The organism is Methylobacterium oxalidis (assembly GCF_007992195.1).
GTDB lineage: Bacteria > Pseudomonadota > Alphaproteobacteria > Rhizobiales > Beijerinckiaceae > Methylobacterium > Methylobacterium oxalidis.
This window is the reverse complement of sequence record NZ_BJZU01000064.1, coordinates 55328-79785: the sequence shown is the minus strand read 5'-3', so window position 1 is coordinate 79785 and position 24458 is coordinate 55328. Positions and strand designations below refer to the sequence as shown.

General features: G+C 69.2%; 22 protein-coding genes and 1 tRNA gene. 15 read left to right on the top strand and 8 right to left on the bottom strand.

Annotated features, from left to right (window positions below; genetic code table 11):
• Nucleotides 1-238 precede the first annotated feature (238 nt).
• The 7 genes from MOX02_RS16130 (at nucleotide 239) to MOX02_RS16100 (ending at nucleotide 10496) form a co-directional block, all read left to right on the top strand.
• Nucleotides 239-1462, top strand: a complete 1224-nt coding sequence (locus tag MOX02_RS16130) for an acyl-CoA dehydrogenase (RefSeq protein ID WP_147026819.1) — start codon at nucleotides 239-241, stop codon at nucleotides 1460-1462.
• Nucleotides 1463-1564: 102 nt separating this feature from the next.
• Nucleotides 1565-3397 carry a molecular chaperone HtpG gene (gene htpG / locus MOX02_RS16125; protein WP_147026818.1) on the top strand — a complete coding sequence of 611 codons (1833 nt, stop codon included), beginning with the start codon at nucleotides 1565-1567 and terminating at the stop codon, nucleotides 3395-3397.
• Nucleotides 3398-3551: 154 nt separating this feature from the next.
• Nucleotides 3552-3641: transfer RNA gene (locus tag MOX02_RS16120), tRNA-Ser, on the top strand.
• Between the two features lie 695 nt (nucleotides 3642-4336).
• Nucleotides 4337-7708 (top strand): polysaccharide deacetylase family protein, encoded by a 3372-nt coding sequence (locus tag MOX02_RS16115; protein WP_170267890.1) that lies wholly within the window; start codon nucleotides 4337-4339, stop codon nucleotides 7706-7708.
• Between the two features lie 26 nt (nucleotides 7709-7734).
• Nucleotides 7735-9090, top strand: a complete 1356-nt coding sequence (locus MOX02_RS16110) for a polysaccharide biosynthesis/export family protein (RefSeq protein WP_170267889.1) — start codon at nucleotides 7735-7737, stop codon at nucleotides 9088-9090.
• Between the two features lie 38 nt (nucleotides 9091-9128).
• Nucleotides 9129-10082: a glycoside hydrolase family 18 protein gene (locus MOX02_RS16105; protein WP_170267888.1), complete on the top strand. Its 954-nt coding sequence runs from the start codon at nucleotides 9129-9131 to the stop codon at nucleotides 10080-10082.
• A gap of 129 nt (nucleotides 10083-10211) precedes the next feature.
• Nucleotides 10212-10496, top strand: coding sequence for a DUF6894 family protein (locus MOX02_RS16100; RefSeq protein WP_147026813.1), 285 nt, complete (start codon nucleotides 10212-10214; stop codon nucleotides 10494-10496).
• A gap of 28 nt (nucleotides 10497-10524) precedes the next feature.
• On the opposite strand, the gene MOX02_RS16095 is transcribed toward MOX02_RS16100, so the two are convergent.
• The 5 genes from MOX02_RS16095 to MOX02_RS16075 all read right to left on the bottom strand — a co-directional run bounded on the left by MOX02_RS16095 (nucleotide 10525) and on the right by MOX02_RS16075 (nucleotide 14486).
• Nucleotides 10525-11424, bottom strand: a complete 900-nt coding sequence (locus tag MOX02_RS16095) for a sigma-70 family RNA polymerase sigma factor (RefSeq protein WP_147026811.1) — start codon at nucleotides 11422-11424, stop codon at nucleotides 10525-10527.
• Entirely contained in the window at nucleotides 11414-11878 is a 465-nt protein-coding gene (locus MOX02_RS16090; protein ID WP_147026810.1) for a carboxymuconolactone decarboxylase family protein, read from the bottom strand. Before MOX02_RS16090 ends, MOX02_RS16095 begins: the two co-directional genes overlap by 11 nt.
• A gap of 24 nt (nucleotides 11879-11902) precedes the next feature.
• Complete coding sequence (locus MOX02_RS16085) at nucleotides 11903-12331, bottom strand: cupin domain-containing protein (RefSeq protein WP_147026809.1); 429 nt, start codon at nucleotides 12329-12331, stop codon at nucleotides 11903-11905.
• 39 nt (nucleotides 12332-12370) lie between these two features.
• Complete coding sequence (locus tag MOX02_RS16080; RefSeq protein WP_147026808.1) at nucleotides 12371-13126, bottom strand: SDR family oxidoreductase; 756 nt, start codon at nucleotides 13124-13126, stop codon at nucleotides 12371-12373.
• A 115-nt stretch (nucleotides 13127-13241) separates the two neighbouring features.
• On the bottom strand, nucleotides 13242-14486 hold the full coding sequence (locus tag MOX02_RS16075) for an ATP-grasp domain-containing protein (RefSeq protein WP_147026807.1): 1245 nt from the start codon (nucleotides 14484-14486) through the stop codon (nucleotides 13242-13244).
• A gap of 394 nt (nucleotides 14487-14880) precedes the next feature.
• Between MOX02_RS16075 and MOX02_RS16070 the strand changes: the two genes are divergently transcribed.
• Nucleotides 14881-15237 (top strand): DUF4189 domain-containing protein, encoded by a 357-nt coding sequence (locus tag MOX02_RS16070; RefSeq protein ID WP_147026806.1) that lies wholly within the window; start codon nucleotides 14881-14883, stop codon nucleotides 15235-15237.
• 236 nt (nucleotides 15238-15473) lie between these two features.
• On the opposite strand, the gene MOX02_RS16065 is transcribed toward MOX02_RS16070, so the two are convergent.
• Both MOX02_RS16065 and MOX02_RS16060 read right to left on the bottom strand, forming a co-directional pair.
• The gene (locus MOX02_RS16065) at nucleotides 15474-16376 is read right to left on the bottom strand and encodes an amino acid ABC transporter substrate-binding protein (RefSeq protein ID WP_147026805.1); all 903 of its coding nucleotides are present in this window, start codon (nucleotides 16374-16376) and stop codon (nucleotides 15474-15476) included.
• A 17-nt stretch (nucleotides 16377-16393) separates the two neighbouring features.
• Nucleotides 16394-17677, bottom strand: coding sequence for a dicarboxylate/amino acid:cation symporter (locus tag MOX02_RS16060; RefSeq protein WP_147026804.1), 1284 nt, complete (start codon nucleotides 17675-17677; stop codon nucleotides 16394-16396).
• A 485-nt stretch (nucleotides 17678-18162) separates the two neighbouring features.
• On the opposite strand from MOX02_RS16060, the gene MOX02_RS16055 reads away from it, so the two are divergent.
• The 6 genes from MOX02_RS16055 (at nucleotide 18163) to MOX02_RS16030 (ending at nucleotide 23593) form a co-directional block, all read left to right on the top strand.
• Nucleotides 18163-19803, top strand: coding sequence for a porin (locus MOX02_RS16055; protein WP_147026803.1), 1641 nt, complete (start codon nucleotides 18163-18165; stop codon nucleotides 19801-19803).
• A 144-nt stretch (nucleotides 19804-19947) separates the two neighbouring features.
• Entirely contained in the window at nucleotides 19948-20871 is a 924-nt protein-coding gene (locus MOX02_RS16050) for an amino acid ABC transporter substrate-binding protein (protein ID WP_147026802.1), read from the top strand.
• 28 nt (nucleotides 20872-20899) lie between these two features.
• Entirely contained in the window at nucleotides 20900-21622 is a 723-nt protein-coding gene (locus tag MOX02_RS16045) for an amino acid ABC transporter permease (protein WP_147026801.1), read from the top strand.
• Nucleotides 21622-22314, top strand: coding sequence for an amino acid ABC transporter permease (locus tag MOX02_RS16040; RefSeq protein WP_147026800.1), 693 nt, complete (start codon nucleotides 21622-21624; stop codon nucleotides 22312-22314). Before MOX02_RS16045 ends, MOX02_RS16040 begins: the two co-directional genes overlap by 1 nt.
• A gap of 149 nt (nucleotides 22315-22463) precedes the next feature.
• Nucleotides 22464-23192: an amino acid ABC transporter ATP-binding protein gene (locus MOX02_RS16035; RefSeq protein WP_174804936.1), complete on the top strand. Its 729-nt coding sequence runs from the start codon at nucleotides 22464-22466 to the stop codon at nucleotides 23190-23192.
• Nucleotides 23193-23332: 140 nt separating this feature from the next.
• The gene (locus tag MOX02_RS16030) at nucleotides 23333-23593 is read left to right on the top strand and encodes a hypothetical protein (RefSeq protein ID WP_147026797.1); all 261 of its coding nucleotides are present in this window, start codon (nucleotides 23333-23335) and stop codon (nucleotides 23591-23593) included.
• Between the two features lie 87 nt (nucleotides 23594-23680).
• On the opposite strand, the gene MOX02_RS16025 is transcribed toward MOX02_RS16030, so the two are convergent.
• Nucleotides 23681-24046, bottom strand: a complete 366-nt coding sequence (locus tag MOX02_RS16025; protein ID WP_147026796.1) for a c-type cytochrome — start codon at nucleotides 24044-24046, stop codon at nucleotides 23681-23683.
• A 184-nt stretch (nucleotides 24047-24230) separates the two neighbouring features.
• Here MOX02_RS16025 and MOX02_RS16020 point away from each other — a divergent pair, with 184 nt between their 5' ends.
• Nucleotides 24231-24458, top strand: a complete 228-nt coding sequence (locus MOX02_RS16020) for a helix-turn-helix domain-containing protein (protein ID WP_170267887.1) — start codon at nucleotides 24231-24233, stop codon at nucleotides 24456-24458.

Genomic DNA, 24458 nt, shown 5'->3' with positions numbered 1-24458 from the left:
GCAGCTCATCGCCTACCATGTGGCGGTGTTCATGGGCAAAGACGTGGACCAGCCGAGGAACCTCGCCAAGTCGGTTACCGTCGAATAGCCCGTCACCGTCGAGGGATCGCTCGGGCTCGGAGCTCGCCGGCCCCTGGCGGTCGCCCGCCAGGGGTCTAGTTCGTCCCGAAACGGATCGTCGTTGCCGCACGCGGCCTCTCCCGCGCAGCGGTCACGGCGACGGACGGGACGGAACGCGATGACGAACGGCATCATCAGATCTGCCGGCCACCACACGGCCCCGGCCGCCTCCTTCGTCTGGGAGGACCCGTTCCTCCTCGAGGACCAGCTCACACCGGAGGAGCGCGCGATCCGCGACACTGCGCGCGCCTTCGCGCAGGAGCAGCTTCTGCCCGGCATCGTCGAGGCCTACGCCGAGGAGCGAGGCGACCGCTCCCTCTTTGCCCGGATGGGCGAACTCGGCCTCCTCGGCGTGACGCTGCCCGAGGCCTACGGCTGTGCGGATGCCAGCCACGTCGCCTACGGCCTCGTGGCGCGCGAGGTCGAGCGCGTCGACTCGGGCTATCGCTCGATGATGAGCGTGCAATCCTCCCTCGTGATGTACCCGATCTTCGCCTACGGCGAAGAGGCGCAGCGGCGACGCTACCTGCCGAAGCTCGCCAGCGGCGAGTGGGTCGGCTGCTTCGGCCTCACCGAGCCCGATGCCGGCTCGGATCCCGCCGGCATGCGCACCCGCGCCGAGCGCCTCGACGGGGGCTACCGGCTGACCGGCGCCAAGACCTGGATCTCGAACGCACCCATCGCCGACGTGTTCGTGGTCTGGGCGAAATCCGACGCCCATGGCGGCGCGATTCGCGGCTTCGTGCTCGACAAGGGCCTGCCCGGCCTCTCCGCGCCGACGATCGGGGGCAAGCTGTCGCTGCGCGCCTCGATCACCGGCGAGATCGTGATGGAGGCCGTCGAGGTACCGGATTCGAGCCTCCTGCCGAACGTCTCCGGTCTGAAGGGGCCCTTCGGCTGTCTCAACCGGGCGCGCTACGGCATCTCCTGGGGGGTGATGGGCGCGGCGGAGGATTGCTGGCACCGCGCACGCGCCTACACGCTCGACCGCAAGCAGTTCGGCCGGCCGCTCGCGCAGACGCAGCTCGTGCAGAAGAAGCTCGCCGACATGCAGACCGAGATCGCTCTTGGCCTGCAGGCGTCCCTGCGGGTCGGGCGGCTGTTCGACGAGGGCCGCGTCGCGCCGGAGATGATCAGTCTGATCAAGCGCAACAATTGCGGCAAGGCGCTCGACATCGCCCGCACGGCCCGCGACATGCACGGGGGCAACGGCATCATGGGCGAGTACCACGTGATGCGCCACGCCCAGAACCTCGAGACCGTCAACACCTACGAGGGCACGCACGATGTCCACGCCCTCATCCTCGGCCGAGCCCAGACCGGTCTCCAGGCCTTCAGCTAGGCGCCTGTCGCCCGCTGCCGCCGAGGCAGTCCGTCCGCATTGAATTCCCCGCGCCGGGGCCGCATATGGCCAGCGATTTTTTCGCACAGCGGAGGCTGCACCTTGAGCGAGACGGTGGAGCGGCACGAGTTCGGTGCCGAGGTCGGGCGCCTGTTGGACCTCGTCGTCCACGCCCTCTATTCCGACCGGGAGATCTTCCTGCGCGAGCTCGTCGCGAACGCGGCGGACGCGATGGACCGGCGCCGGTTCGAGGCGCTCACTGCCGCGGGGCTCGCCCTGCCGCCCGACGCGAAGGTCCGCATCGTCCCCGACAAGGCGGCGCGCACGCTCACGCTGTCGGATGCCGGCATCGGCATGTCGAAGGAGGATCTCGCCCAGAACCTCGGCACCATCGCGCGCTCCGGCACCCGCGCCTTCAGCCAGACGCTCGCGGACGCGAAGCCGGACGAGCGCCCGAGCCTGATCGGCCAGTTCGGCGTCGGCTTCTACTCGGCCTTCATGGTCGCGGACCGCGTAACGGTCACGTCGCGCCGCGCCGGCTCTGAGGAGGCCTGGACCTGGGCCTCGGACGGTGGCGGAAGCTACACGCTGGAGCGGGCCGAGCGGAGCGAGCCGGGCACCGACATCGTCCTGCACCTCAAGGAGGACGCCGACGAGTACCTGGAGCCCTACCGGCTCGACCACATCGTGCGCAAATGGGCGGACTTCATCACCGTCCCCATCGCGATCGTGCAGGAGGGGCGCGAGGAATCGGCGAACCAGGGCACGGCCCTGTGGCGCAAGCCGAAGTCCGAGATCACCGAGGAGCAGTACACCGAGTTCTACCGCCAGGTCGGCATGAACTTCGACAAGCCCTGGGCGACCCTGCACTGGCGGGCGGAGGGCGCGCTCGAATTCTCGGCGCTTCTGTTCGTGCCGGGCATGAAGCCATTCCAGGCCCTCGACAATGATCGCGACAGCAAGGTGCGGCTGCACGTGCGGCGCATGTTCATCACGGACGAGGCCGGGCTGCTGCCCTCCTGGCTGCGCTTCGTGCAGGGCGTGGTCGACACGGAAGACCTGCCACTCAACGTCTCGCGCGAGATGCTGCAATCGACGCCGGCGCTGGCCAAGATCCGCCGGGCGGTCACCGGCCGCGTGCTGTCGGAGCTCGCGAGCCGGGCCAAGGAGCCGGACGCCTACGCGAGCTTCTGGGAGAATTTCGGTCCGATCCTGAAGGAGGGCATCTACGAGGACCACGAGCGCCGGAGCGAGATCGCGCCGCTGCTGCGCTTCCGCTCGTCGGCCGTCGAGGGCTGGACCTCGCTCCCCGACTACGTGTCGCGGATGAAGGACGGGCAGGAGGCGATCTACTACCTCGTGGCGGACGATGCGGACGCGCTCGCGAAGTCGCCCCAGCTCGAGGGCTTCCGCGCGCGAGGCATCGAGGTGCTGCTGCTCTCCGACCACGTCGACGCGTTCTGGCCCGAGGCGCTCGCCCGGTTCGAGGAGAAGCCGCTGCGCTCGGTCACGCAGGGCAGCATCGACCTCTCGAAGTTCTCGGCCGAGGACGCGGGCGGCGAGGCGCCCGCCGGCATCGACGCGCTCGTGGCGGCGGTCAAGGCCGCGCTCTCGGGAGACGTGTCCGACGTGCGCGCCACAGATCGTCTGGTCGACAGCGCGGTGGTGCTCTCCGCATCGGGCAGCGGTCCGGACCTCCAGATGCAGCGCCTCCTCCGCCGGGCCGGGCGCGGCGCCTCTGGGCTGCCGATCCTGGAACTCAATCCGCGCCACCCGCTGATCCGCGCGCTCGCCGAGGGCCCAGAGAGCGACGTGCCGGCCGCGGCCGGGACCCTGCTCGACCTCGCGCGCATCCAGGACGGGGATTCCCCGCGTGACCCGGTCGCCTTCGCCCGCACCGTCGCGACGGCGCTTGCGGGGGGCAAGCCGGCCTGACCCCGGCTCGTCCGCGGGCGGCGGGCGCCGAATGCACGGCGGGGCCGGGATCGCCGGCCCCGCGCCGACCGCAGCCGCGGCGAACATGCGCGAGACGCTTGTCGGAGCGTGAGCACGTGTGCTAGGCACCGCCCGTCTCGTCGAGGCGCCTCGCGGAGAGGTGGCAGAGCGGTTGAATGCACCGCACTCGAAATGCGGCATGCCTGCAAGGGCATCGGGGGTTCGAATCCCTCCCTCTCCGCCACTTCCCCCTTCATCGCAGATCAGGCTCCGGCCAGCTTGACCAACGTGATGACCGGTGTGCGCTGGGCGGACTCATGTCTGTGCGCGGCAGGAGCGGAGTCGCGCTCGATTCGATCGCGGGCGCTCTCGCTGTGGGCGGCCTGCATTTCGAGGAGCGGCGTGGCCTCAGGGCTTTGGAACAGCCGTGCCTGCAGGCCATCTCGGCTCTCGCCCAGTCATGGCGCATCGATGCAGATGGACTACGGTAAGTCTGCTTAGTCCGATCGATCTACATGAAGACTCGGTCGATGCCGACCTCGCGGTAGAGCCGCACGACAACTCGTCCGCAGACCAGAACCGAAATGATCTCGGTCTCACGCCGTCTGTTCGGTTTAACCGAACTGGCGGCGCGCGAATTTCCGCATCCCTCGCGGTGACGTCGATCTTCCCCACTCCAGAAACGACGGTGTCGTGCGATCGTTGCACTGCAGTTTTGTACGATTTCATGCGTTGAAAATGCAATAGGACCGTTCCGCAGAGCTTTCACATGCCAGGCACGGTAGCCACTCTGCACAAATGATTACGCCATAAGACCTATCGGCGAGAGCTTGAGATATTCCGCCGTTTGCACTCTGGTGCGGCTTGGCCAAGTCGCGGTTCCGGAGACCGGCGAGACTCATCCCGCGTCCCGAGACTGCAGATGCAAAGAGAATGCACATGCGGCCGGAGGCACGCCCAGTCTTCTACAATGAGAGCGGCCATCGGGCTCGCGTCACGAACGGTGCGCTGCTGCTGATCTCGTGTCTCGCGGCACTGGGCTTACTAGCGCTCGTCTATGGAATGCTGGTTGCGCCGAACCTGCCCGTGGCCGAGAGGCAGGCGTCGGATGCAACGGCGCCACACGCCGAGATGATCAACCGTCGCGTCGTGGTTGCCGATCCCATCAATCCCGCATTGAACCGGCAGGTGCCGGCCGCAGCGATGCAGGCTCTGCGCCTTGCCTACCTCTCCAGCAACGGCAACGCCTTCACCTCGCTCAAGCAGCACGCGGGCGACCTCGACGGACTCCTGCCCGACTGGCTCGAGCTGCGGCAGGAAGACGGTCGCATTCGGATCCAGGTCGATGGCAAGAGCGCCGAGGTGCTTCAGTGGCTGAAGACGAACGCCCAGCAGTTGCAGGTCTTTCCCGTCATCAGCAGCAGCCTGACCAAGCACGAGACGAACGTCGCGCTCGCCCTCCCCGCCGCGCGGGCCCGGGTGATCGCGGAGATCATCGGCTACCTGCAGGAGAACGAACTGTCGGGGATCACCCTGCAGCTGCCTGACGCGACGCCCTTCAACGAGCGCATCCTCGTCCAGTTCGTCCGCGATCTCCGGGAGCGGCTCTCCGCAACGCAGCGCAAGCTCATCGTGATGACGAGCCTGACCGATGGGCCCGTCCGGATCGGCGAGTTCAGCAAGGTTGCGGACTACGTCCTGGTGGCGACGCACGACAACGTTCAGGCCGGGCGTCCTGCCCCGATCGCCCCCCAGGGATGGCTCGAGTCGCAGCTCGGCAGCGTGTTCGCTCGGGTCGATCCCGGCAAGGTCATCGTGAGCATCGGCTCGCTCGCCTTCGATTGGGATCCCACCGGCCGGATGAAGCAGATCTCCGTGCCGGCCGCTTGGACCGCGATGCGGAACAACGGCAAGTCTCTGGCCTTCGATCAGCGCTCACTGAATGCGACGGTCCGCTACCGCGACGGCGACGGCCGCCCGCACGAGATCTGGATGCTCGACGCCGTGACCGGCTTCAACCATCTCCGGGCCGCGCTCGCCCACAGGCCCGCCGGCGTCGCGCTCTGGGCGCTCGGCTACGAGGATGCCGGGATCTGGGCGACGCTCGGCCGCACGAAGCTGCCCGATTCCACAGCGCTGGGCGCCCTGGAGACGCTGCAGCCCGGCGGCGACCTCTTCGGGAGCCTCAACGTCGCCCTCGTCTCCGCGACGCCGGGTGGAGCGGGCCGTCGCACGCTGGCCTACAACGAGCGCGTCGGCCTGATCGTCGGACAGGCGATCGCGCAGGCCCCGAGCCAGGCTCAGGTCATCACGCGCTCGCCGGTCGCGAAGAATCTGGTGGCGCTGACGTTCGACGACGGGCCCGACCCGAACTACACCGGGCGCGTCCTCGACATCCTGCGCGAGAAGGGCGCGAAGGCGACCTTCTACATCGTCGGCCGCAACGCCCTGCAGGCGCCCGGGCTGCTCAAGCGGATCTACGACGAGGGGCATGACATCGGGAACCACACGTTCTCGCATCCCCGGCTCATGGAGAGCGGGCGCGAGCGGATCGCCGTCGAGCTGAACATGGCCCAGCGAGTCATCGAAGCGCAGACGGGGGTTCGGACGACTTTGTTCCGGCCGCCGCAGGCCTATACCAGCCTCGCGTTTCTCGACACGTCCCCGCTCCTCGTCGAGGTGGCGACGGAGCTCGGCTACCAGATCGGTGCCCTGGACGCGGATTCCTACGACTGGGCGGCCGCCGGCTTCGGCGGGGTCAAGAAGATCCACGTCGTCGACCTCGTGGTGCGCACGGTCGGCGGCGGGCGCGGGCAGATCGTGCTGATGCACGATTCGGGCGGCAACCGGCAGCTGACGATCGACGCGCTGCCCGACATCATCGACCAGCTCCACGCGAAGGGCTTCCGGTTCGTCACGACGCACGAGCTCGTCGGCGCGCCGCGCGACGCCGTGATGCCACAGACCCGCGCGCCGAGCCTCACCGATGCCCTCAGCACCGAAGCCTGGCGCGTCGGCGCGCACTCCGCCGCGTGGCTGAGCGACGCCGTCCCGGCCATCGCCATCGCCACCTCGGTGCTCGCGATCTTCCGGCTGACGCTCATCATCATCGGCGCGACGGCGCACCGCCTGAGGGGCGGCCATCGCATCCCAGCCGCCGGACCTGAGCCGAAGGGGATCGCCGTGCTGGTGCCGGCCTACAACGAGGAGATCGTCATCCTGAAGACGATCCGGACCCTGCTCGGCTCGACCGTCGCCGACCGGATCGAGATCATCGTCATCGACGACGGATCGACCGACGAGACCGCATCCGTCGTCCGGGAAGCGTTCGGGACGACCGGCGCAGTGCAGATCTTCACGAAGGCGAACGGCGGCAAGGCCGCCGCCCTCAATTTCGGGCTCCAGAAAACGTCGGCCGAGATCATCGTCGCCATCGACGGGGATACGGTGCTGCTGCCGGACGCCATCGAGCGACTGGCGCGCCACTTCGCGGATCCGCGGATCGGAGCGGTCGCCGGGACCGTCTCCGTCGGCAACCGAACCTCGCTCATCGCCCGCTTCCAGGCCCTGGAATACACGCTGAGCCAGAACCTCGATCGGCGCGCCTTCGAGCTGATCAATGCCATCGGCGTCGTGCCGGGCGCGATCGGTGCCTGGCGGCGCGAGGCGCTTCTGGCCGTCGGCGGCTACTCGTCCGACACGCTGGCGGAGGACGCCGACCTCACGGTGTCGCTCGAACTCGCGGGCTGGAAGGTGGTGTGCGAGCCGCGCGCGCGCGCGCTCACGGAGGCTCCGGAGCGGCTGGGCGCCTTCCTGAAGCAGCGCTTCCGCTGGATGTTCGGCACCCTGCAGGTTGCCTACAAGCACGGGGCGGCGAGCCTGCGCAGGCCGCGGGGCGTCTCCTTCGTCCTCGTCCCCAACGTGCTGCTGTTCCAGTTCCTGTTCACGCTGCTCGCGCCGCTGATGGACCTGATCCTCCTCTTCACGGTGGTCACCAGCGTCATCGACATCGTGACCGCCGGCGCACGGGGTCAAGGCCACGAGACGCTCGAGCTGCTCGCCGCCTACTGGTTGGTCTTCCAGGTCTTCGATCTTCTCGCCGGCTGCGCCGCGCTGCTGCTGCACGGCCCCTCCACCGAGTGGCGCCTGCTGCCGCTGCTCGTGCTGCAGCGGTTCTGCTACCGCCAGCTTCTCTACGTCACCGCCATCCGAACCCTGCTGACGGCCCTGCGCGGGACCTTCGTCGGCTGGGGAAAGCTCGTCCGGACCGGAAGCGTCGACCTGCCTGTCGCGCCGGCGCGAAGTGCTTGAGAAAGTTAGTAACAGGGAGTGGAGCGATGAACGAGGCCAAGCTGGCACGGGCCAAGCCCGCCGTGAGAATGATGCGGGCGGCAGTCTGCACCGCAGTGCTGGGACTGACGACGACCGCATCGGCCGAGGACGCGATCGAGCCCACCATCTCCGCCGCGCCGCAGAAGGTGGAGCGGCTGACCAGTGCGGAGATCAACCGCCCGGCCGCCTACGCCATCGGGGACAAGCTGAAGATCACCGTGTTCGAGCAGATGCAGCCCGACACGCGCGAGGGCGAGGGGCGTCGCGACATCGTCGCCTCCGCGATCGAGCGGCCCGAATTGTCGGGCGAGTACATCGTCCAGGAGGACGGGAACATCTACGTGCCGCTGGCGGGATCCGTCTCGGTCGCCGGGACGACCTTCCAGGATCTCGACACCGTCCTGTCCTCCGCGCTCAGTGGCAAGCTCAACGGTTCCGTCCGGGTCGGCATCCAGCTTCTGGAGCGGGAACCCGTCTACGTCCTCGGACCGGTCGCGCGGCCAGGCCCCTACAAGTACATCCCCGGCATGAGCGTCCTGCACGCGCTCGCGCTCGCCGGCGCGGTCGAGACCGCCCCGCAGGACCAGTGGCGCCTCCTCGACACCGCCCGTGAGAAGGAGCGGCTGCTCAAGTCGAGCGAGCGCCTGACGCGCTCGCTGGCCCGTGCCTCCATCCTGGTCGCCGAGCGCGACGGGACGAAGCCCGCCACCAAGCGCCTGTACGAGCTCGTCGGCCCGGCCTCGGCGAAGGCGCGCCTCACGGAGGCCGACACCTACCGTCAGGTCGAACGGTCCAAGCGCAAGAAGCAGGAGAGCGCGATCGAGGCCGCGATCCAGTCCTACCAGGCCGAGTTGACCATCCAGCGCAACAAGCTCGCTCAGGTCGAGTCGAACATCGGCGACCGCAATCTTCGGATGGACCACGTGGTCAAGCTTCGCGAGCGCGGGGCGACGACCGACGCCACGTACTACGCGAGCCTGACCGAACTCGGCGACGCCAAGGAACGGTTCCAGGACGCGAAGGCGGTGATCGCGCAGACCGAGCACCGCATCTCCGACCTCCTGCACGACCGCCTGCGGATCGCGGTGGAGGCGGAGGTGGACCGGGAGCGCGAGATCCGGGAACTGCAGAGCGTGATCGACGAGGAGGAGCTGACGCGCGCGGCGGTCAGCACGGCGCTCGCCCAGCTTCCGGGCATTCTCGAAGGTCAGGCAGCGACCCGGAAGGACCTGAACCTCACGATCCTGCACCGGACGCAGTGGGGCATGAAGCGCCGGCCGGCGCAGGACGATAGCACCCTGGAACCCGGCGACGTCCTGCAGATCACCCCTGCCACGGCCGCGCGGGTCGCCTCGCAATGAAACTCAGGTCCGCGTGCGCCGTCCTGGTCACCCTCGCTGTGACGGCAGGGTCTGCCCTCTCGGCGGCGCATGAGCGGCCACCGGTCCAGCTCGCCGCCTACTACGCGACCTGGGCGGCCGACGCGGAATCCGCGTCCGGCCTCGACGACCGTCTCGTCCGGATTCCGGACGGCGTGACCGAAGTCCTGCTCGCGTTCATGCGGCCGGACGCGACCTATGCCGGCAACCTCGATCTCACCGGAACGGGAGTACAGGTCCCCTATTCGGGCTCAGTGCTCAAGGCGTCGCTGCAGGCTCTGAAGGAGAGGCGCCCCGGCATCCGGGTGATGGTGTCGATCGGCGGCGAGGAATACGCGAACTGGGCCGGATTCGACGCGCGCTCCATCCGCCGTTTCGTCGAGGATTTCGGGCTCGACGGGGTCGATCTCGATTTCGAGCCGAGGGCGCCGAACTGCCGGGTCCGTGCAGGCCGGACGGCCTGCGACAGCGACGCGCTGCTGCTCGATGTCGTCGAGGCGGCGCGCTCCGCCCTGCCGCGCCCGATCGCGATCTGGCTCACGGCGACGAACACGGGCGCCTTCGGCGAGGGCGCGTGGCGGGAGGCGGGGCCGACCGGAGGCCCGACCTACGGCGCCTTCCTGCCGCTGCTGCGGGATCCCACCCGGCGCGCGCTCCTCGACGGCATCAGCATCATGGCCTACGACGCCGGACCGACCTACCGCCCCCTCGAAGCCTACGCGGCCTACCGCAATCATTTCCAGGGACCCATCCTCATCGGGTTCACCTCGCCGCCGGAGGCCTGGGGCGGCCACGTCTACACCCTGCGCAAGGCCGTCGAGACACTGGGCTCTGCGCTGGAGAAGGGTGCCAACGGCGCGATGATCTTCGCGATCGGCAAGGATCCGCCCCCCGACCCGGGTCCGGAACGGCCCAGCCCCGACGAGCTTCTCGCCGTCCTCGCCGAGGCAACCGGGCGTGCGAGGACCGACTAGGCACGCTGTGGGTGGATCGCGAAGCTCGGTGATCCGCCCGATCGGTCTTCATCGTCCCGAGCTTCGGAAGTGCGACGCACCCCATACGTTCAGCGGCCTCGACATCGGACGGCATCGCGGAGGCGGCCCATGACCCAGCGCTTCTACTTCGATCTGGTGAACCGCGAGACGGTGATCTCCGACCCCTGCGGCATCGAGGCGTCCGACCTCGAGGCCGCGGTCGTTGCCGCGGAGGCGGCGCTGCAGGAGCTTCGGGTCACCGGCGAGGTTCGCGAGCTCGACGGCGCCTGGACGTTGCTGATCCGCGACGAGTGCGGCACGCTGATCCAGCGCCTCGAGATCATGGCATACCTGGGCGTCATCTACCTCGGCGGATACCTGCTGGGCGTGTTCCTGTTCCTGAGCGAGATCTGACCGCCGGGAGCGCGTCGTACGGACGCGCTCAGCCGGGCATCGGCGCCGCCGGCAGGTCGAGCAGGTCGGCGACGTGGCCGAGCTTGTCCGGGTTCCGGGTGATGTAGATCCCGACGATCCGGTCCTGCTCGACGGCGAGCGCCGTCACCTGCAGCACGCCGCCGCGCTCCAGGCTCGCGAAGCCGGGCAACCCGTCGACGGTGACGGCCCGCAGGAACGTCGCCGGCGCGGCGCCGTGCTTGCGCGCCAGTCCGGAGAACAGCCGCAGGATGCGATCGACGCCATGAATCGGGTTCAGGAAGGCCAGAACCTTGCCGCCCCCGTCGGAGCGCATCACGGCGTCCTCCGCCAGCATCGCGCGCAGGGCGGCGACGTCGCCGCCGCGCGAGGCGTCGAAGAAGGCCCTGGCGATCGCCTCGCCCCGTTGGGGCGCGACGGGGTAGCGCGGCCGGTCGGCCTGGACGTGCCGGCGCGCCCGGACGGCGAGCTGCCGTATCGCGGCGGCGTCCCGGTCGAGCGTCGCCGCGACGTCGCCGAGGGGCATCCCGAAGACGTCGTGCAGGAGGAAGGCGGCCCGCTCCAGCGGCGAGAGCCGCTCCAGCGCCAGCATCAGGGTCAGGGTCAGGTCATCGCTGTCCACCGCCTCCTCCTCGACGCTCTCCAGCAGCGGCTCGGGGAGCCATGTGCCGACGTAGGTCTCGCGGCGGGCGCGGGCGGTCTTCATCGCGTCGAGGCAGAGGCGCGTCACGATCCGCGACAGGAAGGCCGCGGGTATTCGCACCGACGCCCGATCGGCCTCCCGCCAGCGCAGCCACGCGTTCTGGACGACGTCTTCCGCCTCCGCGACCGAACCGAGCATGCGGTAGGCGAGGCGGAGCAGCCGCGGCCGCTCCGCCTCGAAAGCGTCGGTGGCCGGATCAGGCCGCATCGCGCGAGGGATCCGCGTCGTGGCGGCCGCGCAATCCGACCTGCAGCCGATTCCACAGGTTGATCGCGCCGATCTGGAGGGTGAGTTGCACCTGCTCCGCCTCGCTGAAGGCCGCGGCCAAGGCCGAGTAGGCGTCATCGGGCGCGCCGGTCTCGGCGAGCCGGGTCAGCGCCTCGGTCCAGGCCAGGGCCGCCCGCTCGCGCTCGCTGAAGACGGCGGCCTCGCGCCACGCGTCGAGCAGGTAGAGCCGCATCTCGGTCTCGCCGCTCTTGCGGGCCGCCGTCGCGTGCATCGCGATGCAGTAGGCGCATCCGTTGATCTGCGAGGCGCGCAGCTTCACGAGCTCCAGCAGGCCGTGCTCCAGGACGCCGGCACGCAGGCTGCTCTCGACCGCCATCATCGCCTTGATGGCGGCGGGCGCGTGCGCGTAGGGGTTCTCGACGCGTGGGTGCATGGTGTCTCTCCTGTCCGAGGGCGTTCAGCGGATCGGCGTGGTCAGATCGGTCGCCGCCGTGTCCACGACGAAGACAGCCAGCAGGCGGGCCGGCTCGGTCTCGCTCGCGTTCGCGCTGACGGCGTGGCGGTCGCCCGGCCGCTCGGCGAAGCTCTCGCCGGCCCGGTAGGTCTTCTCCGGCCCGTCGTTGACGCGGCTGCGGATCGCGCCCTGCAGCACCGTGGCGTAGATGAAGGCGCTCGGCGGGTGGGTGTGGGCCGGGGAGGCGCCGCCCGGACCGTACTCGACCAGCACGCCCTTCATGCTCTTGCCGGGCACGTTGGGCAGCGTCTCATCGAACACCACGGTGATCTTGGCCTCCTCGCGGGAGGTCGCCGTCCCGGCGTCGTGGGCGAAAGCCCCCGTGCAGAGAAGCGTCGTCAGGGCGAGGTGGCGGACAGCGTGCGCGATCATCGGTCTCTCCTCTGTGGGCAATCGGCGAGGCGGGCGGCCTCACGAGGGGCGCCCGGCGCGGCTCAGCCACGTGCCGATGCCGGTCGGGGCGAGGCGCGCTTCCGGGCCGGGAAGCAGGGAGCGCTCCTCCAGGACGACACCGAAATACGGTGCCGTCGGATCGGTCACGACCTCGCGCTCGTCCGCGGCGGCGGCGAGGACGCGGCGGACCAGCGCATCGAGGGGGAAGGCTTCCGGTCCGGCGATCTCCACCATGCCGTTGAGGGGCGGGCCGAGCGCGATCTCCGCGAGCGCCGCCGCCACGTCGTCCGACAGCATGGGCTGGATCCGCGCCGGGGTCAGGCGCACGGTCCGGCCCTCGGCGGAGGACTGCGCGATGCCGCCGAGAAACTCGAAGAACTGTGTCGCGCGCACGATCGTGTACGGGATCGAGCCGGCCCGGATCAGCGTCTCCTGCGCCATCTTCGCCCGGAAATAGCCGCTCGCGAGCAGCCGCTCCGTGCCGACGACCGAGAGCGCGACATGGTGCCGGATGCCCGCCTCCGCTCCGGCGGCGAGCAGGTTGCGGCTGGCGCGCTCGAAGAAGTCCAGCACGGCCGCGTCCGCGAACGAGGGGCTGTTGGCCACGTCGACCACGATCTCGGCGCCGGCGAGGGCCCGGCCCAGGCCCTCCCCGGTGAGCACGTCGACGCCCGTCCGCGGCGAGGCCGCCACGACGCTGTGCCCGTCGCGCTCGAGCCGCGCGATGAGCTTCGTCCCGATCAGGCCGCTGCCGCCCATCACCACGATCTTCATCACTTCGTCTCCTCGCTCAGCCGCGCGCCGCGGAGGCTCCACGCACATGACGAGACGGGCCCGCCGGATGTGACATTCCCGGTCGGTCTTTTTCGCGCGGAGCCGCCTCGGCCGCTCAGCGAAGGCCCTCGATGAGGCGGGCGGCCTCGGGCGTGAGGAGGTGGCGCCCCCAGCCGCGCCGGGCCAGGGCGGCGGCCCGTTGCGGGCGCAGGAACAGGGCGAGGCCCGCGCCGATCACCGGCACGGCGCTCGGCGGGTCGAGGCGGGCCGGGCTCAGCTCCTCCGCGGCCTCCGCGAACGCTCCCTCCCGGGCCAGAAGATCCCGGCAGGTCCGAAGAAGCGCCCTTCGCGAAGGGTGACGCAGGGTCGTGCCGAGGAGCGCCTGCAGCGCGAGGCGGCTGCGCAGGCCGGCGCGGCTCTCAGGGCCTTCGTCCACGGGCGCACCGAGCGAGACCCGCACGAGGAGATCCGCGAGGTTGAGCCCGGCGAGGCAGGCCGCCATCGGCTCCACGAGGCGCGGGTTGGCGTCGATGTAGAGTGGCGCCTCGCGGTCGATGAAGTAGTCGAGCGAGAGGGCGCCGTGCCAGGCGAGGTGCGCGCCGATGCGTGACATGTCGTCCGCCACGCGCGGCCGGCGCACGCTCTCCTTCAGGGCGGCGCCGCCGCCCGCCCCTTCGATCAGCCGGCGTGTCGCGTGGAAGCCGACGAGTCTCCCGTTCCGGAACACGGCCTGCGCCTGCTCCAGCGGCGCCTCGACCCAGTCTTGGACCAGAACCGCGCCGCCGGACGGATCGGCAGCCGAGATCTCCTCCAGGGCGCGCGCGTGGCCGGAGGCGTCCCGCACGAGCCAGGTGCCCCGGCTCGCCGTGCCGAGGTCGGTCTTCAGGACGTACGGGTAGGCGTCGAGCCCGGCCAGGACGCGCCGGTCCTCGATGACCTCGGTGCGCGGATGCGGCAGCCCGAGTTCGGCGAGGAGGCCCCGCAGGCCCGCCTTGCCCTGCATCCGGGCGTAGCTCTCGAAGCTCGGCAGGGCGAGCGCGGCGTGGCGCCGGACCTCCCCGGCGATCCGCGCGAACAGGTAGCCCTGCTCGTGGATCGGCAGCAGCACGTCGAACCGGCCCGTCGCGAGGAGATCGAGCACGAAGGCGCGGTAGCCGAGCGGGTCGGTGCCGAGCGGCGGGCAGCGATACCGCCCCGCGACGAGCCGCGAGAAGCGGCCGAGGCAGACGGGTTCCGGATCGCAGAACGAGACCGCGTGGCCGGCGAGCGAGAGGGCGGTGATCGCCTCGCGGGCGGAGGTGCTGCTGCCCTCCGTGAGCAGCACCCGGACCGGACGGTCCCGCGGCGCCTCATGACCCATGCGCATCTCCTCGGCGGACCGGCCGGCCGGATCTTAGCGTGGGACAGAGTCTGGCGTGAGCGGGTCGAGAGGGCATGAACGCCCTCGCTCCCGCCGGCTGCGGGGGGTGATCGCGCCGCATCACCGGTCACGGTCGACGCAGTCCCAGGTTCTGGAGAATACGAGCCCGTTGTCGATGACGTGCCGATCGCGACCGGCCGTCAACGGGCCGGGTGGCTCACACCTCCATAAGGTTCGATTGCGGCGCCTCTCGCATTCGTGAGAGCCAGTACGAAGAGCACACGGCGGCCATCACGCAGTTGTGCAGCTTTGGCAGTGAGACCGAACTTAAACTGATGTCCGGCGGGCTGGAAGTAACCGCCAACATTCCGATCACAGTCGGTGAGGAGGTCAGATGAAGCGCGCTCGCTTGGCCGTGGTGGCTGCAGTTTCCATCCTGGCAATGGGCGGATCCGGTGTCTTCGCTCAGGAGAGTGGTTGGGTCGCCGTCGCAACGAACGGCCACGGCGCCTTCGGCTACGCCTACGGGAAGTCGTCAGCTGATGCGGCGCGGGAGACCGCGCTGAGTGGCTGCGGCGCACCCGGGTGTCACATCGAGGTCGTCCAGGCTGCTCGCTGCTTCGCCTACGTCAAGGGCGATCAGACCTACGGTGTCGGTGTTGGTCCAAGCTCGGACGCGGCGATCGGCAACGCCACGAAGTTCTGCAGCACGGGACCGGGATGCCGGACAGTGAAGGCTGGGTGCGGGTAGCAGCCCGCGGGCGGCAGGAGCGGAAGCGTCGCCACACAGGGGGAGAGATGCGCTCCCGGCACTTCTCTGCCTGAGTCAGGGGCGAAGCGGTTCGGCCTGTGCTCGGCCGAAGAGGGCGCAGGCGAGCGTGATCACGGCGAGGTGGAGGTGGTCGGGAACGAGAGCATCCATGCCCCCCCGACCCGCTCACGCCGATCTCTTCCTGTGCCCTTCTCGCCGGATACGCGCACGGAGGTTCAGTCCGGCAGGCCCATCGCGAGGAAGCCGGTCCTCAGGTCCTCGGACATCGGGATGTCCAAGCGCTCGCCGTTCGGCAGGCGCTTCAGGAACCACTTGTCGTAGGTCCAGCGGAGCTCCCGCGAGGCGGCGAGCCGCCGGAAGGTGTCGCTGACGAGAGCGGCAAGGTCCGGGTCGTCCCGCCGGAACATGATCGCGTAGGGCTCGAAGGAGAGCTTCTCCGGCAGCACCGTGTAGTCGGCGCCCGCGCTGCCCTCGGCCGCCTTCAGGCCGTAGAGCAGCACGTCGTCGGTGGCGAAGGCGTCGGCGCGCCCGTCCTTCACCATCGCGAACGATTCCGCGTGGTCCCGGCCGGTCAGAACCTCGGCCTGGATGTTGGACTTCGCCAGCATTTCCCGCACGGCCGGCCCGTTCGTCGTGCCCGCGGTCACCACGACCTTGCGGCCGCCGAGGTCGCGATAGGAGCGGATTCCGGAGTCCCGCTTCACGAGCAGCTTCGTCGCGCTGATGAAGGTGATGGGCGAGAAGGCGACGCTCCTGCGGCGCTCGGCGTTCGTCGTCGTCGAGCCGCACTCAAGATCGACCCTGCCCGACGTGACGGCGGGGATGCGGCTCTCGGAGGTGACCGGCTCGTAGCGGATGCGCAGCGCCGTTCGCCCCGTAGCCCTGGCGATGTCGTCCACGATCTCCTGGCACAGGTCGATCGCGTAGCCGATCGGCCGGCCTGCCTTCTCGACGTAGGAGAACGGCACGGAGCCCGCCCGGTAGCCGACCACGACCTCGCCGGTCTCGGCCGCTTTCCTGAGGGTTCCGGTCAGAACCTCGATCGCGGCAACCGGCGCGGCGCTGAAGGCGAACGACACGGCGGCGAGGACGAACGCGAGGGCGGATCGGCTCGGCATCGTGCGTCTCCCGGCGCTCACTCTGCGGGCGAGGGCAGCGGGTTGACGTCCCGGTCGAGCCGCTGGTCGGTGTCGGCGAGCTGCCCCTCCCACTTGGCGACCGCGACCGTGGCCACGCTGTTGCCGAGCACGTTCGTCGCCGAGCGGCCCATGTCGAGGAACTGGTCGATGCCGATGATCAGCAGGAGGCCGGCCTCGGGGATGTTGAAGTGCGAGAGCGTCGCCGAGATCACCACGAGCGAGGCGCGGGGCACGCCCGCCATGCCCTTCGAGGTGACCATCAGGAGCCCCAGCATCGTGAGCTGCTGCCCCCAGGTGAGCGGGATGCCGTAGGCCTGCGCGATGAACATCACCGCGAAGGTGCAGTACATCATCGAGCCGTCGAGGTTGAACGAGTAGCCCATCGGCAGAACGAAGGATGTGATCCGGTTCGGCACTCCGAACTGCTCGAGGTTGTTCAGGGTCTTCGGGTAGGCCGCCTCGCTCGAGGCCGTGGAGAAGGCGAGGACGAAGGGCTCGCGGATCAGGGCGAGAAGCCGGGTGATGCCCCCGCTTCCCACGAGGAGGAAGCCGGCGAACAGGAGCAGGCACCACAGCACCGAGAGGCTGAGGTAGAACTCGATCAGGAACTTGCCGTAGGTGACGAGGACGCCGATGCCCTGCGTCGTGATGGTCGCGGCGATGGCCGCGAACACGGCGACGGGCGCGAGCATCATCACGTAGCCCGTGACCTTCAGCATCACGTCGGCGAGCCCCTCGATGCCCTGCGCCAAGAGCTTGCCCTTCTCGCCGAGGGCGGCGAGCGCCACGCCGAAGAAGATCGAGAACACCACGATCTGCAGGATCTCGTTGTTGGCCATCGCCTCGACGGCGCTCTTCGGCACGAGGTGCGTGACGAAGTCCTTGAGCGAGAGCGAGGCCGTCTTGAGCCCGGTCCCGGCCCCTGTGTCGGGCAGCGGCAGGTTCAGGTTCTGGCCCGGCTGCATCAGGTTGACGAGGACGAGCCCGAGAGCCAGCGAGCAGAACGAGGCGCCCACGAACCAGACCAGCGCCTTCCCGCCGACCCGTCCCACGGAGGCGGTGTCGCCCATGTGGGCGATGCCGACCACGAGCGTCGAGAACACGAGCGGCGCGATGATCATCTTGATCAGGCGCAGGAAGACGTCGCTGATCAGCGAGATGTAGCCCGAGATCTCCTTCGCGGTCTGCGGGTCCGGCCACATGATGCTGCAGGCGTAGCCGACGCCGATTCCGAGCAGCATGCCGATGAAGATCAGGGTGGTCAGACGATTGCCGCGCACGGGCGTCTCCTCGGCACCTTCGGCGGCTCCGCCGTTCCGAATTGTTGAGCAGGAAGCGTGCCGCGAACAAGCGCCACGCGCGTCCCTAGCCCCAGTCAAACTTGACGCCCGGGGGGCGATCGTCACGGGAAATCGGTGGTTCCGGCGCGCCAACTCACGAGACCGTGATCAGGTCGGTGTCATTGACTTGCCCGGCTTGGCCGCTTCATGCCGGACGACGCTCACGAGGGGCATCCGTCGTCAAAGCTCGGAAACGACGCCGGCGCCGCCCGGCCAAGATGCAGAAAGGACACACACGTCGGAGAGCTGCCTTCAATCCCGACCGAAACGTTGGAAATGTCTTGTCGCCGCTCCGTCTTATCGTTCGAATTACCTCCAAGTCGTGGGATGTTGTCGTGCATGCACAACAACCACAGCGCACAGGAATCATGCAGCAATCGCGAGACGAAGCGGTCGCGCGAGAGATGCGGCGTCGGGGGCCCGGTATGATCAGAATTCGGTCGGCGCTGCTGTGCACGGCGGCGAGCATCGCGGGGACGGCCGGTGCGGGAGCCGCCGATCTCCCGGTCAAGAAGGCCGTTCCCGTCGAGTTCGTCCGCGTCTGCACCGCCTACGGCGCGGGCTTCTTCTACATCCCGGGCACCGAGACCTGCCTGCGGATCTCGGGCCGCGCCCGCTTCGAGGCCGGCACCATCCCGAACCCGAACCGGGCCCAGAGCCAGGGTGACGAGTACCAGTCCCGCGGCCTCCTGCGCCTGAGCCTCGATGCGCGCACCCAGACCGGCTACGGGACGCTGCGCGCGTTCGTGCGGGCGGAGCTCGCGAGCCGGACCGGCACCCTGCTCGCCTCGGGCACGCAGCAGCGCATCGCCAACGCCTTCCCGGCCTTCGGCCAGGACACGTTCGGCCGCGTCCAGAACTTCGTGGTGGCCGACAAGGCCTTCGTGCAGTTCGCCGGACTCACAGCGGGCCGCGCCTCCTCGTTCTTCGACTTCTACGCGCACGACTACGAGCTGATCGGGTCCACCGGCGGCTCCGACATCGCGTCGACCAACCTGCTCGCCTACACGGCGAAGATCGGCGAGGGCTTGACCTTCACGCTCTCGATGGAAGACCCGATGTTCCGCAAGCAGCCGGTCTACTCGGCGGCCGTGGCATCGGCGGCCGCGGCGGCCGGCCTGCCCTCGCAGTTCGTGGTCGGCACCACGGCGCCGACGCCGGTCATCCTCACGACGAACGGCGTCAACGCCACCGGCATCACCTTCCTCGACGCCGTGCAGCGCTCGCGCATGCCCGATTTCGTGGCGGCGCTCCGCTACGACGCCTCCTGGGGCTCGGCCCAGATCTCGGGCGCCATCAAGGACGTGAACACCGGCGGCTTCATCGGGGGCTCGGCCTTCGGCACGGGCGGCGCCGTGATCTCGAATGCGGCGGCCGGCGCCCTCCTCGCGGCCCGGGGCATCCGCTCGGGTGCGCAGACGGATTACGGCTGGGCGGTGCAGGGGGGCATCAAGGTCAACCTGCCGATGATCGCGCCCGGCGACGGCTTCTACCTGCAGGGCGCCTACGGCGAGGGCAGCATCCTCTACACGGGCTACACCTACCTGACCGGCAGCTACCTCAGCAACCTGACGCCGGTGCAGGGTGCCTCCTTCCAGCAATACGTCTCGGACGCCGTGATCAACCCGATCACCGGCAAGCTCGAGCTCTCGACGAGCTTCACGGTGGTCGGCTCCTTCCTCCACTACTGGGCGCCGGAATGGCGCTCGGCCTTCTTCGGCAGCTACGGCGAGGTGAACTACAAGCGCGGCACGCGCGAGGCGTTCAGCCTGCTCAACGGCCTCGTCGGGGGCGCCACCCCGCCCAACGCCTTCACCAACCCGGCCGGCTTCGCCGTGAGCCCTGTGCTGCGCGACAACGCCCAGGTCATCGCGGGCGTGAGCCTGATCTGGTCGCCGGTGAAGGACCTCGATATCGGCGTCGAGGGCACGTATATCGGCACCTCGGTCCTGAGCGGGCGCGTCGCCGACCAGACGCGGCCGATCACCGTGAACGGCCTGCCCGCCTTCACGGTGACCCGCTACGACGCGACTCAGATCCGCATGCGCGTCCAGCGAGACTTCTGAGGCGGCTGCTTTCGAACCGGAGCAGGTCGCGCGGGCCGCGATGTTGTGTGCGGCGCCCGGCGGGTCCGGCACGTCGCTTGCCCCGGCAACGCCTGAAAGCCTAACCTCGCGCCAGCCGACCCGCTCAGCCTCAGGAAGGATTCCATGGGCCTCAGAGTCACGCTCCCGGACACGCTCCTGCTCGCCGCCCTCGCCGCCTTCCTCGCCGGCGCGCCGGCCGGCGCGCAGGACCTGACGGGCACGCTCAAGAAGGTGAAGGATTCCGGCGCCATCACGATCGGGCACCGGGACTCGTCGGTGCCCTTCTCCTACCTCGACGGCAACCAGAAGCCGGTCGGCTACGCCACCGAGATCTGCTTCAAGATCGCCGACGCGGTGAAGCAGCACCTCAAGCTCGACAAGCTCGACGTGAAGCTCGTGCCCGTCACCTCGGCGACGCGCATCCCGCTCATCGCCAATGGCACGATCGACCTCGAGTGCGGCTCAACCACCAACAACGCCGACCGCCAGAAGCAGGCCGCCTTCACCAACACCCACTTCCTCACCGCCACCCGCTTCGTGGCCCGCAAGGACAAGAAGCTCGACAAGTTCGACGACCTGAAGGGCCGCACGGTGGTCTCGACCTCCGGCACCACCAACATCCGCCAGATCAACGAGGCGAACGCCGCCCGCTCGATGGGCCTGACCATCCTGCCGGCCAAGGACCACGCGGAAGCCTTCCTGATGGTCGAGACCGGCCGTGCCGACGCCTTCGTGATGGACGACGTGCTGCTCGCCTCCCTCGTCGCCGGCTCGAAGAACCCCGACGGATACGCGATCTCCAGCGAGGCGCTCTCGAAGCCCGAGCCCTACGGCATCATGCTGCGCAAGGACGACGCGCCCTTCAAGGCCGTGGCGGACGCGGCCACCGCCGCCCTCTACAAGAGCCCGGAGGGCAAGGCCCTCTACGAGAAGTGGTTCACGCAGCCGATCCCGCCGCGCGGCATCAACCTGAAGCTGCCGATGAGCGAGGCGATGCAGAAAGCCTTCGCCAACCCGAGCGACAGCCCGGACCCGGCCGCCTACTGAGCGGGCCGGGCGCGGGGGGCCGCCGGACATGAACTACAACTGGAACTGGGGCATCTTCTTCGAGCCCTCGCCCGAGGGAGCCGGCACCTACGCCGACATGCTGCTCTCGGGCCTCCTCTGGACGATCCTGACGGCGCTCGCCTCCTGGGTGATCGCCTTCTGCCTCGGCTCGATCATCGGCGTGATGCGCACCCTGCCCTCGCGGGCGGCGCAGGCGGTCGGCACCGCCTACGTCGAGCTGTTCCGGAACGTGCCGCTGCTCGTGCAGATGTTCCTCTGGTACTTCGTGCTGCCGGAATTGCTGCCGGCCGAGCTCGGCTCCCGGATCAAGCAGCTGCCGAACGCCCCCTTCTACACGGCGGTGATCTGCCTCGGCTTCTTCACCGCCGCGCGCGTGGCCGAGCAGGTGCGGGCCGGCATCCAGGCTCTGCCGCGCGGGCAGCGGCTCGCCGGCACCGCGATGGGGTTCACGGTGGCGCAGACCTACCGCTACGTGCTTCTGCCGAACGCCTACCGGATCATCCTGCCGCCGATGACCTCGGAATTCCTGAACAACCTCAAGAACACGTCGGTGGCGCTGACGATCGGACTCCTCGAACTCACCGCCCGCGCCCGCTCGATGCAGGAATTCTCGTTCCAGGTCTTCGAGGCGTTCACCGCCGCGACGATCCTCTACGTGATGATCAACGTCGTGGTGATCGTGGCGGCGACGCTCCTGGAGCGCAGCCTCAGCATTCCGGGGCAGCGCTGATGTTGGCCAATCTCGACCTCGGCGTCATCGTCTCCTCCCTGCCCTACCTGTTCGGGCAGGGCATGGTCTTCACCGTGACGCTGACCGCCCTGGCCGCCACGATGGGCGTGGTGCTCGGCACCCTTCTGGCGATCCTGCGCCTGTCCGGGATCCCCGGCGTCTGGCATCTCGCCAAGGGCTACGTGGAGCTGATGCGCTCGCTGCCGCTCGTGCTCGTGATCTTCTGGTTCTACTTCCTCGTGCCGTATATCGGGGCCTGGGCCACGGGCTCGCCGACGCCGATCCAGGTCGGCGCCTTCGCCTCGGCGCTGATCACCTTCACGATGTTCGAGGCGGCCTTCTTCGCCGAGATCATGCGGGCGGGCATACAGTCGATCCCGAAGGGGCAGACGGCGGCGGCGCTCGCCCTCGGGATGACCCGGGCGCAGGTGATGCGCACGGTGGTGCTGCCGCAGGCGTTCCGCAACATGATGCCGCTCCTGCTGACGCAGACGATCATCCTGTTCCAGGACACCTCGCTCGTCTACGTGCTCTCGCTCACCGATTTCCTCGGCGCCGCCTCGAAGGTCGCCCAGCGCGACGGGCGGCTCGTCGAGATGTACCTGTTCGCGGCCGTGGTCTACTTCCTGATATGCTTCATGGCCTCCGCCCTGGTCCGCCGGCTGCACAGCCGCGTCGCGATCGTCCGCTAGAGCCGCGCCGAGGGTCCGCGATGACATCCACCCCGATTCCGGCACCGGACGCGCCCGAGCCCCATTCGGGACCCGACCCGGCGCTCGCGGACGAGGGCCTCGCCAAGGGGCCGCTGATCCCGCCGAGCAAGGCGGCCTCCGGCGAGCCGATGATCGCGATCGACGGCGTCAGCAAGTGGTACGGCGCCTTCCAGGTGCTGACCGACTGCACGACGCGGGTCTCCAAGGGCGAGGTGGTCGTGGTCTGCGGACCGTCGGGCTCCGGCAAGTCGACCCTGATCAAGTGCGTGAACGCGCTCGAGCCCTTCCAGAAGGGGCAGATCTCCGTCGACGGCACCAAGGTGAAGGACCGGAGCACGAACCTGCCGAAGCTGCGCTCGCGGGTCGGCATGGTGTTCCAGCACTTCGAGCTGTTCCCCCACCTCTCCATCACCGACAACCTGACCATCGCCCAGCGCAAGGTTCTCGGCCGCAGCGGCGAGGACGCCAAGCGGCGGGGCCTCGACCTGCTCGCCCGGGTCGGGCTGTCGGCGCACGCGGAGAAGTTTCCGGGCCAGCTCTCGGGCGGTCAGCAGCAGCGTGTGGCGATCGCGCGGGCGCTCGCCATGAACCCGGTCGTGATGCTGTTCGACGAGCCGACCTCCGCCCTCGACCCGGAGATGGTCGGTGAGGTGCTCGACGTGATGGTGGAGCTCGCGCGCGACGGCATGACCATGATGGTCGTCACCCACGAGATGGGCTTCGCCCGCAAGGTCGCGGACCGGGTCATCTTCATGGATCGCGGCGAGATCGTCGAGGACGCGACGAAGGACGACTTCTTCGGGCAGCCGCGCTCGCCCCGGGCACAGCAGTTCCTGTCGAAGATTCTCTCGCACTGAGGGCGGAGCGTCTGCCTGTTCCTCCCGCCGGCGGAAAGATGCTTCCCCGGCGGTCCGTAAAGTTCGACCGGATCCGGAAAGGACCTCAGAACCCTGCCGGCCCCAGCATCGCCCGGACCACACACGCCCGAGCCGATGCCATGTCGATCCGTACAGCTCCCGACGACCTGCCCCACGCCTCCTCGCCGCTGGGGGATGCCCGCATCATCCTGCGCAACCAGCCCGGCGCCTACGGCTGCCGGGCCGTCATCATCAACCGCCACCGCGCCCTCATCGAGACGAGCCTGCCCGGGCTCCTGCCGGAGTGGTTCAGCCTCGCGGTGGCGCCGGATTTCAGGCCGCGGCCCTGCGCCGTGACATGGCGGGGCAAGCGTCTCGTGAAGGTCGCGCTGTTCGAGTGAGCGCCGCGAGCGAGCGCAGACGGTGATCGCCGACCATCACGCTCGAAAACGTGATGGTCGGATGCCGTGCGGACAGCGGGCGTCCCCCTACTTCTTGGTCGAAAGGTAGGCGATCACGTCGTTGATCTTCTTGTCGTCCGGGATGCCCGCGAAGACCATCTTGGTGCCCGGCACCTTGGCCTTCGGGTTCTTCAGCCACTCGTGCAGGCTGGCCTGGTCCCAGGTCAGGCCGGAGTTCTTGAGGGCCGGCGAGTAGTTGTAGCCCTCCAGGCTCGCGGCCTTGCGGCCGACCACGCCGGTCAGGTTCGGGCCGACGCCGTTCTTGTCGAAGGCGTGGCAGGCCTTGCAGGGCGCGAACGCCTTCTCGCCCGCCGCAGGATCACCGGCGTCCTGCGCGTGCCCGGCGACCGGGATGAGAAGGGCGAGCACGGCGCTGACGATGAGGGATCGCATGGTTGGTCCTTCCGAGGCGGATCAGGTGCGGGGTAGCTAAGGCTGTCGCGAAGTCCGCCCACGGCGTTCCGGCCAGGATCACTAATTTGTGAAGATCGGAGCGGGATTAAAACACGATGGATCTTGGAGGTCGGAAGGCGCGCGCCTAGCTTTCCGGTCCGTCCCCATCCCGTGGGAGTGGACCGTGCCGGTTCGACCTCACACCGTCAGCGAATTCCTGGAGCAGTCGGGCTGGACGCAGGCCCGGCTCGCCTGGGAGCTCGGCGTCAACCAGCCGCGCATCTCGCGCTTCATCCGCGGCCTGAAGAAGCCGAACCCGGAACTCGACCGCGCGCTCAACCGCTTCTTCCGGGACCACCCGACCGCGCGGGAGATCGGGCCGGAGGCGGTGCCCCAGGGCGAGCGCAACTGA

Coding starts and splice junctions, on each gene's coding strand:
- MOX02_RS16130 (WP_147026819.1), top strand. CDS start 239: ATGACGAACGGCATCATCAGATCTGCCGGCCACCACACGGCCCCGGCC.
- MOX02_RS16115 (WP_170267890.1), top strand. CDS start 4,337: ATGCGGCCGGAGGCACGCCCAGTCTTCTACAATGAGAGCGGCCATCGG.
- MOX02_RS16110 (WP_170267889.1), top strand. CDS start 7,735: ATGAACGAGGCCAAGCTGGCACGGGCCAAGCCCGCCGTGAGAATGATG.
- MOX02_RS16100 (WP_147026813.1), top strand. CDS start 10,212: ATGACCCAGCGCTTCTACTTCGATCTGGTGAACCGCGAGACGGTGATC.
- MOX02_RS16095 (WP_147026811.1), bottom strand. CDS start 11,424: ATGCGGCCTGATCCGGCCACCGACGCTTTCGAGGCGGAGCGGCCGCGG.
- MOX02_RS16090 (WP_147026810.1), bottom strand. CDS start 11,878: ATGCACCCACGCGTCGAGAACCCCTACGCGCACGCGCCCGCCGCCATC.
- MOX02_RS16085 (WP_147026809.1), bottom strand. CDS start 12,331: ATGATCGCGCACGCTGTCCGCCACCTCGCCCTGACGACGCTTCTCTGC.
- MOX02_RS16080 (WP_147026808.1), bottom strand. CDS start 13,126: ATGAAGATCGTGGTGATGGGCGGCAGCGGCCTGATCGGGACGAAGCTC.
- MOX02_RS16075 (WP_147026807.1), bottom strand. CDS start 14,486: ATGGGTCATGAGGCGCCGCGGGACCGTCCGGTCCGGGTGCTGCTCACG.
- MOX02_RS16070 (WP_147026806.1), top strand. CDS start 14,881: ATGAAGCGCGCTCGCTTGGCCGTGGTGGCTGCAGTTTCCATCCTGGCA.
- MOX02_RS16065 (WP_147026805.1), bottom strand. CDS start 16,376: ATGCCGAGCCGATCCGCCCTCGCGTTCGTCCTCGCCGCCGTGTCGTTC.
- MOX02_RS16055 (WP_147026803.1), top strand. CDS start 18,163: ATGATCAGAATTCGGTCGGCGCTGCTGTGCACGGCGGCGAGCATCGCG.
- MOX02_RS16050 (WP_147026802.1), top strand. CDS start 19,948: ATGGGCCTCAGAGTCACGCTCCCGGACACGCTCCTGCTCGCCGCCCTC.
- MOX02_RS16045 (WP_147026801.1), top strand. CDS start 20,900: ATGAACTACAACTGGAACTGGGGCATCTTCTTCGAGCCCTCGCCCGAG.
- MOX02_RS16040 (WP_147026800.1), top strand. CDS start 21,622: ATGTTGGCCAATCTCGACCTCGGCGTCATCGTCTCCTCCCTGCCCTAC.
- MOX02_RS16035 (WP_174804936.1), top strand. CDS start 22,464: ATGATCGCGATCGACGGCGTCAGCAAGTGGTACGGCGCCTTCCAGGTG.
- MOX02_RS16030 (WP_147026797.1), top strand. CDS start 23,333: ATGTCGATCCGTACAGCTCCCGACGACCTGCCCCACGCCTCCTCGCCG.
- MOX02_RS16025 (WP_147026796.1), bottom strand. CDS start 24,046: ATGCGATCCCTCATCGTCAGCGCCGTGCTCGCCCTTCTCATCCCGGTC.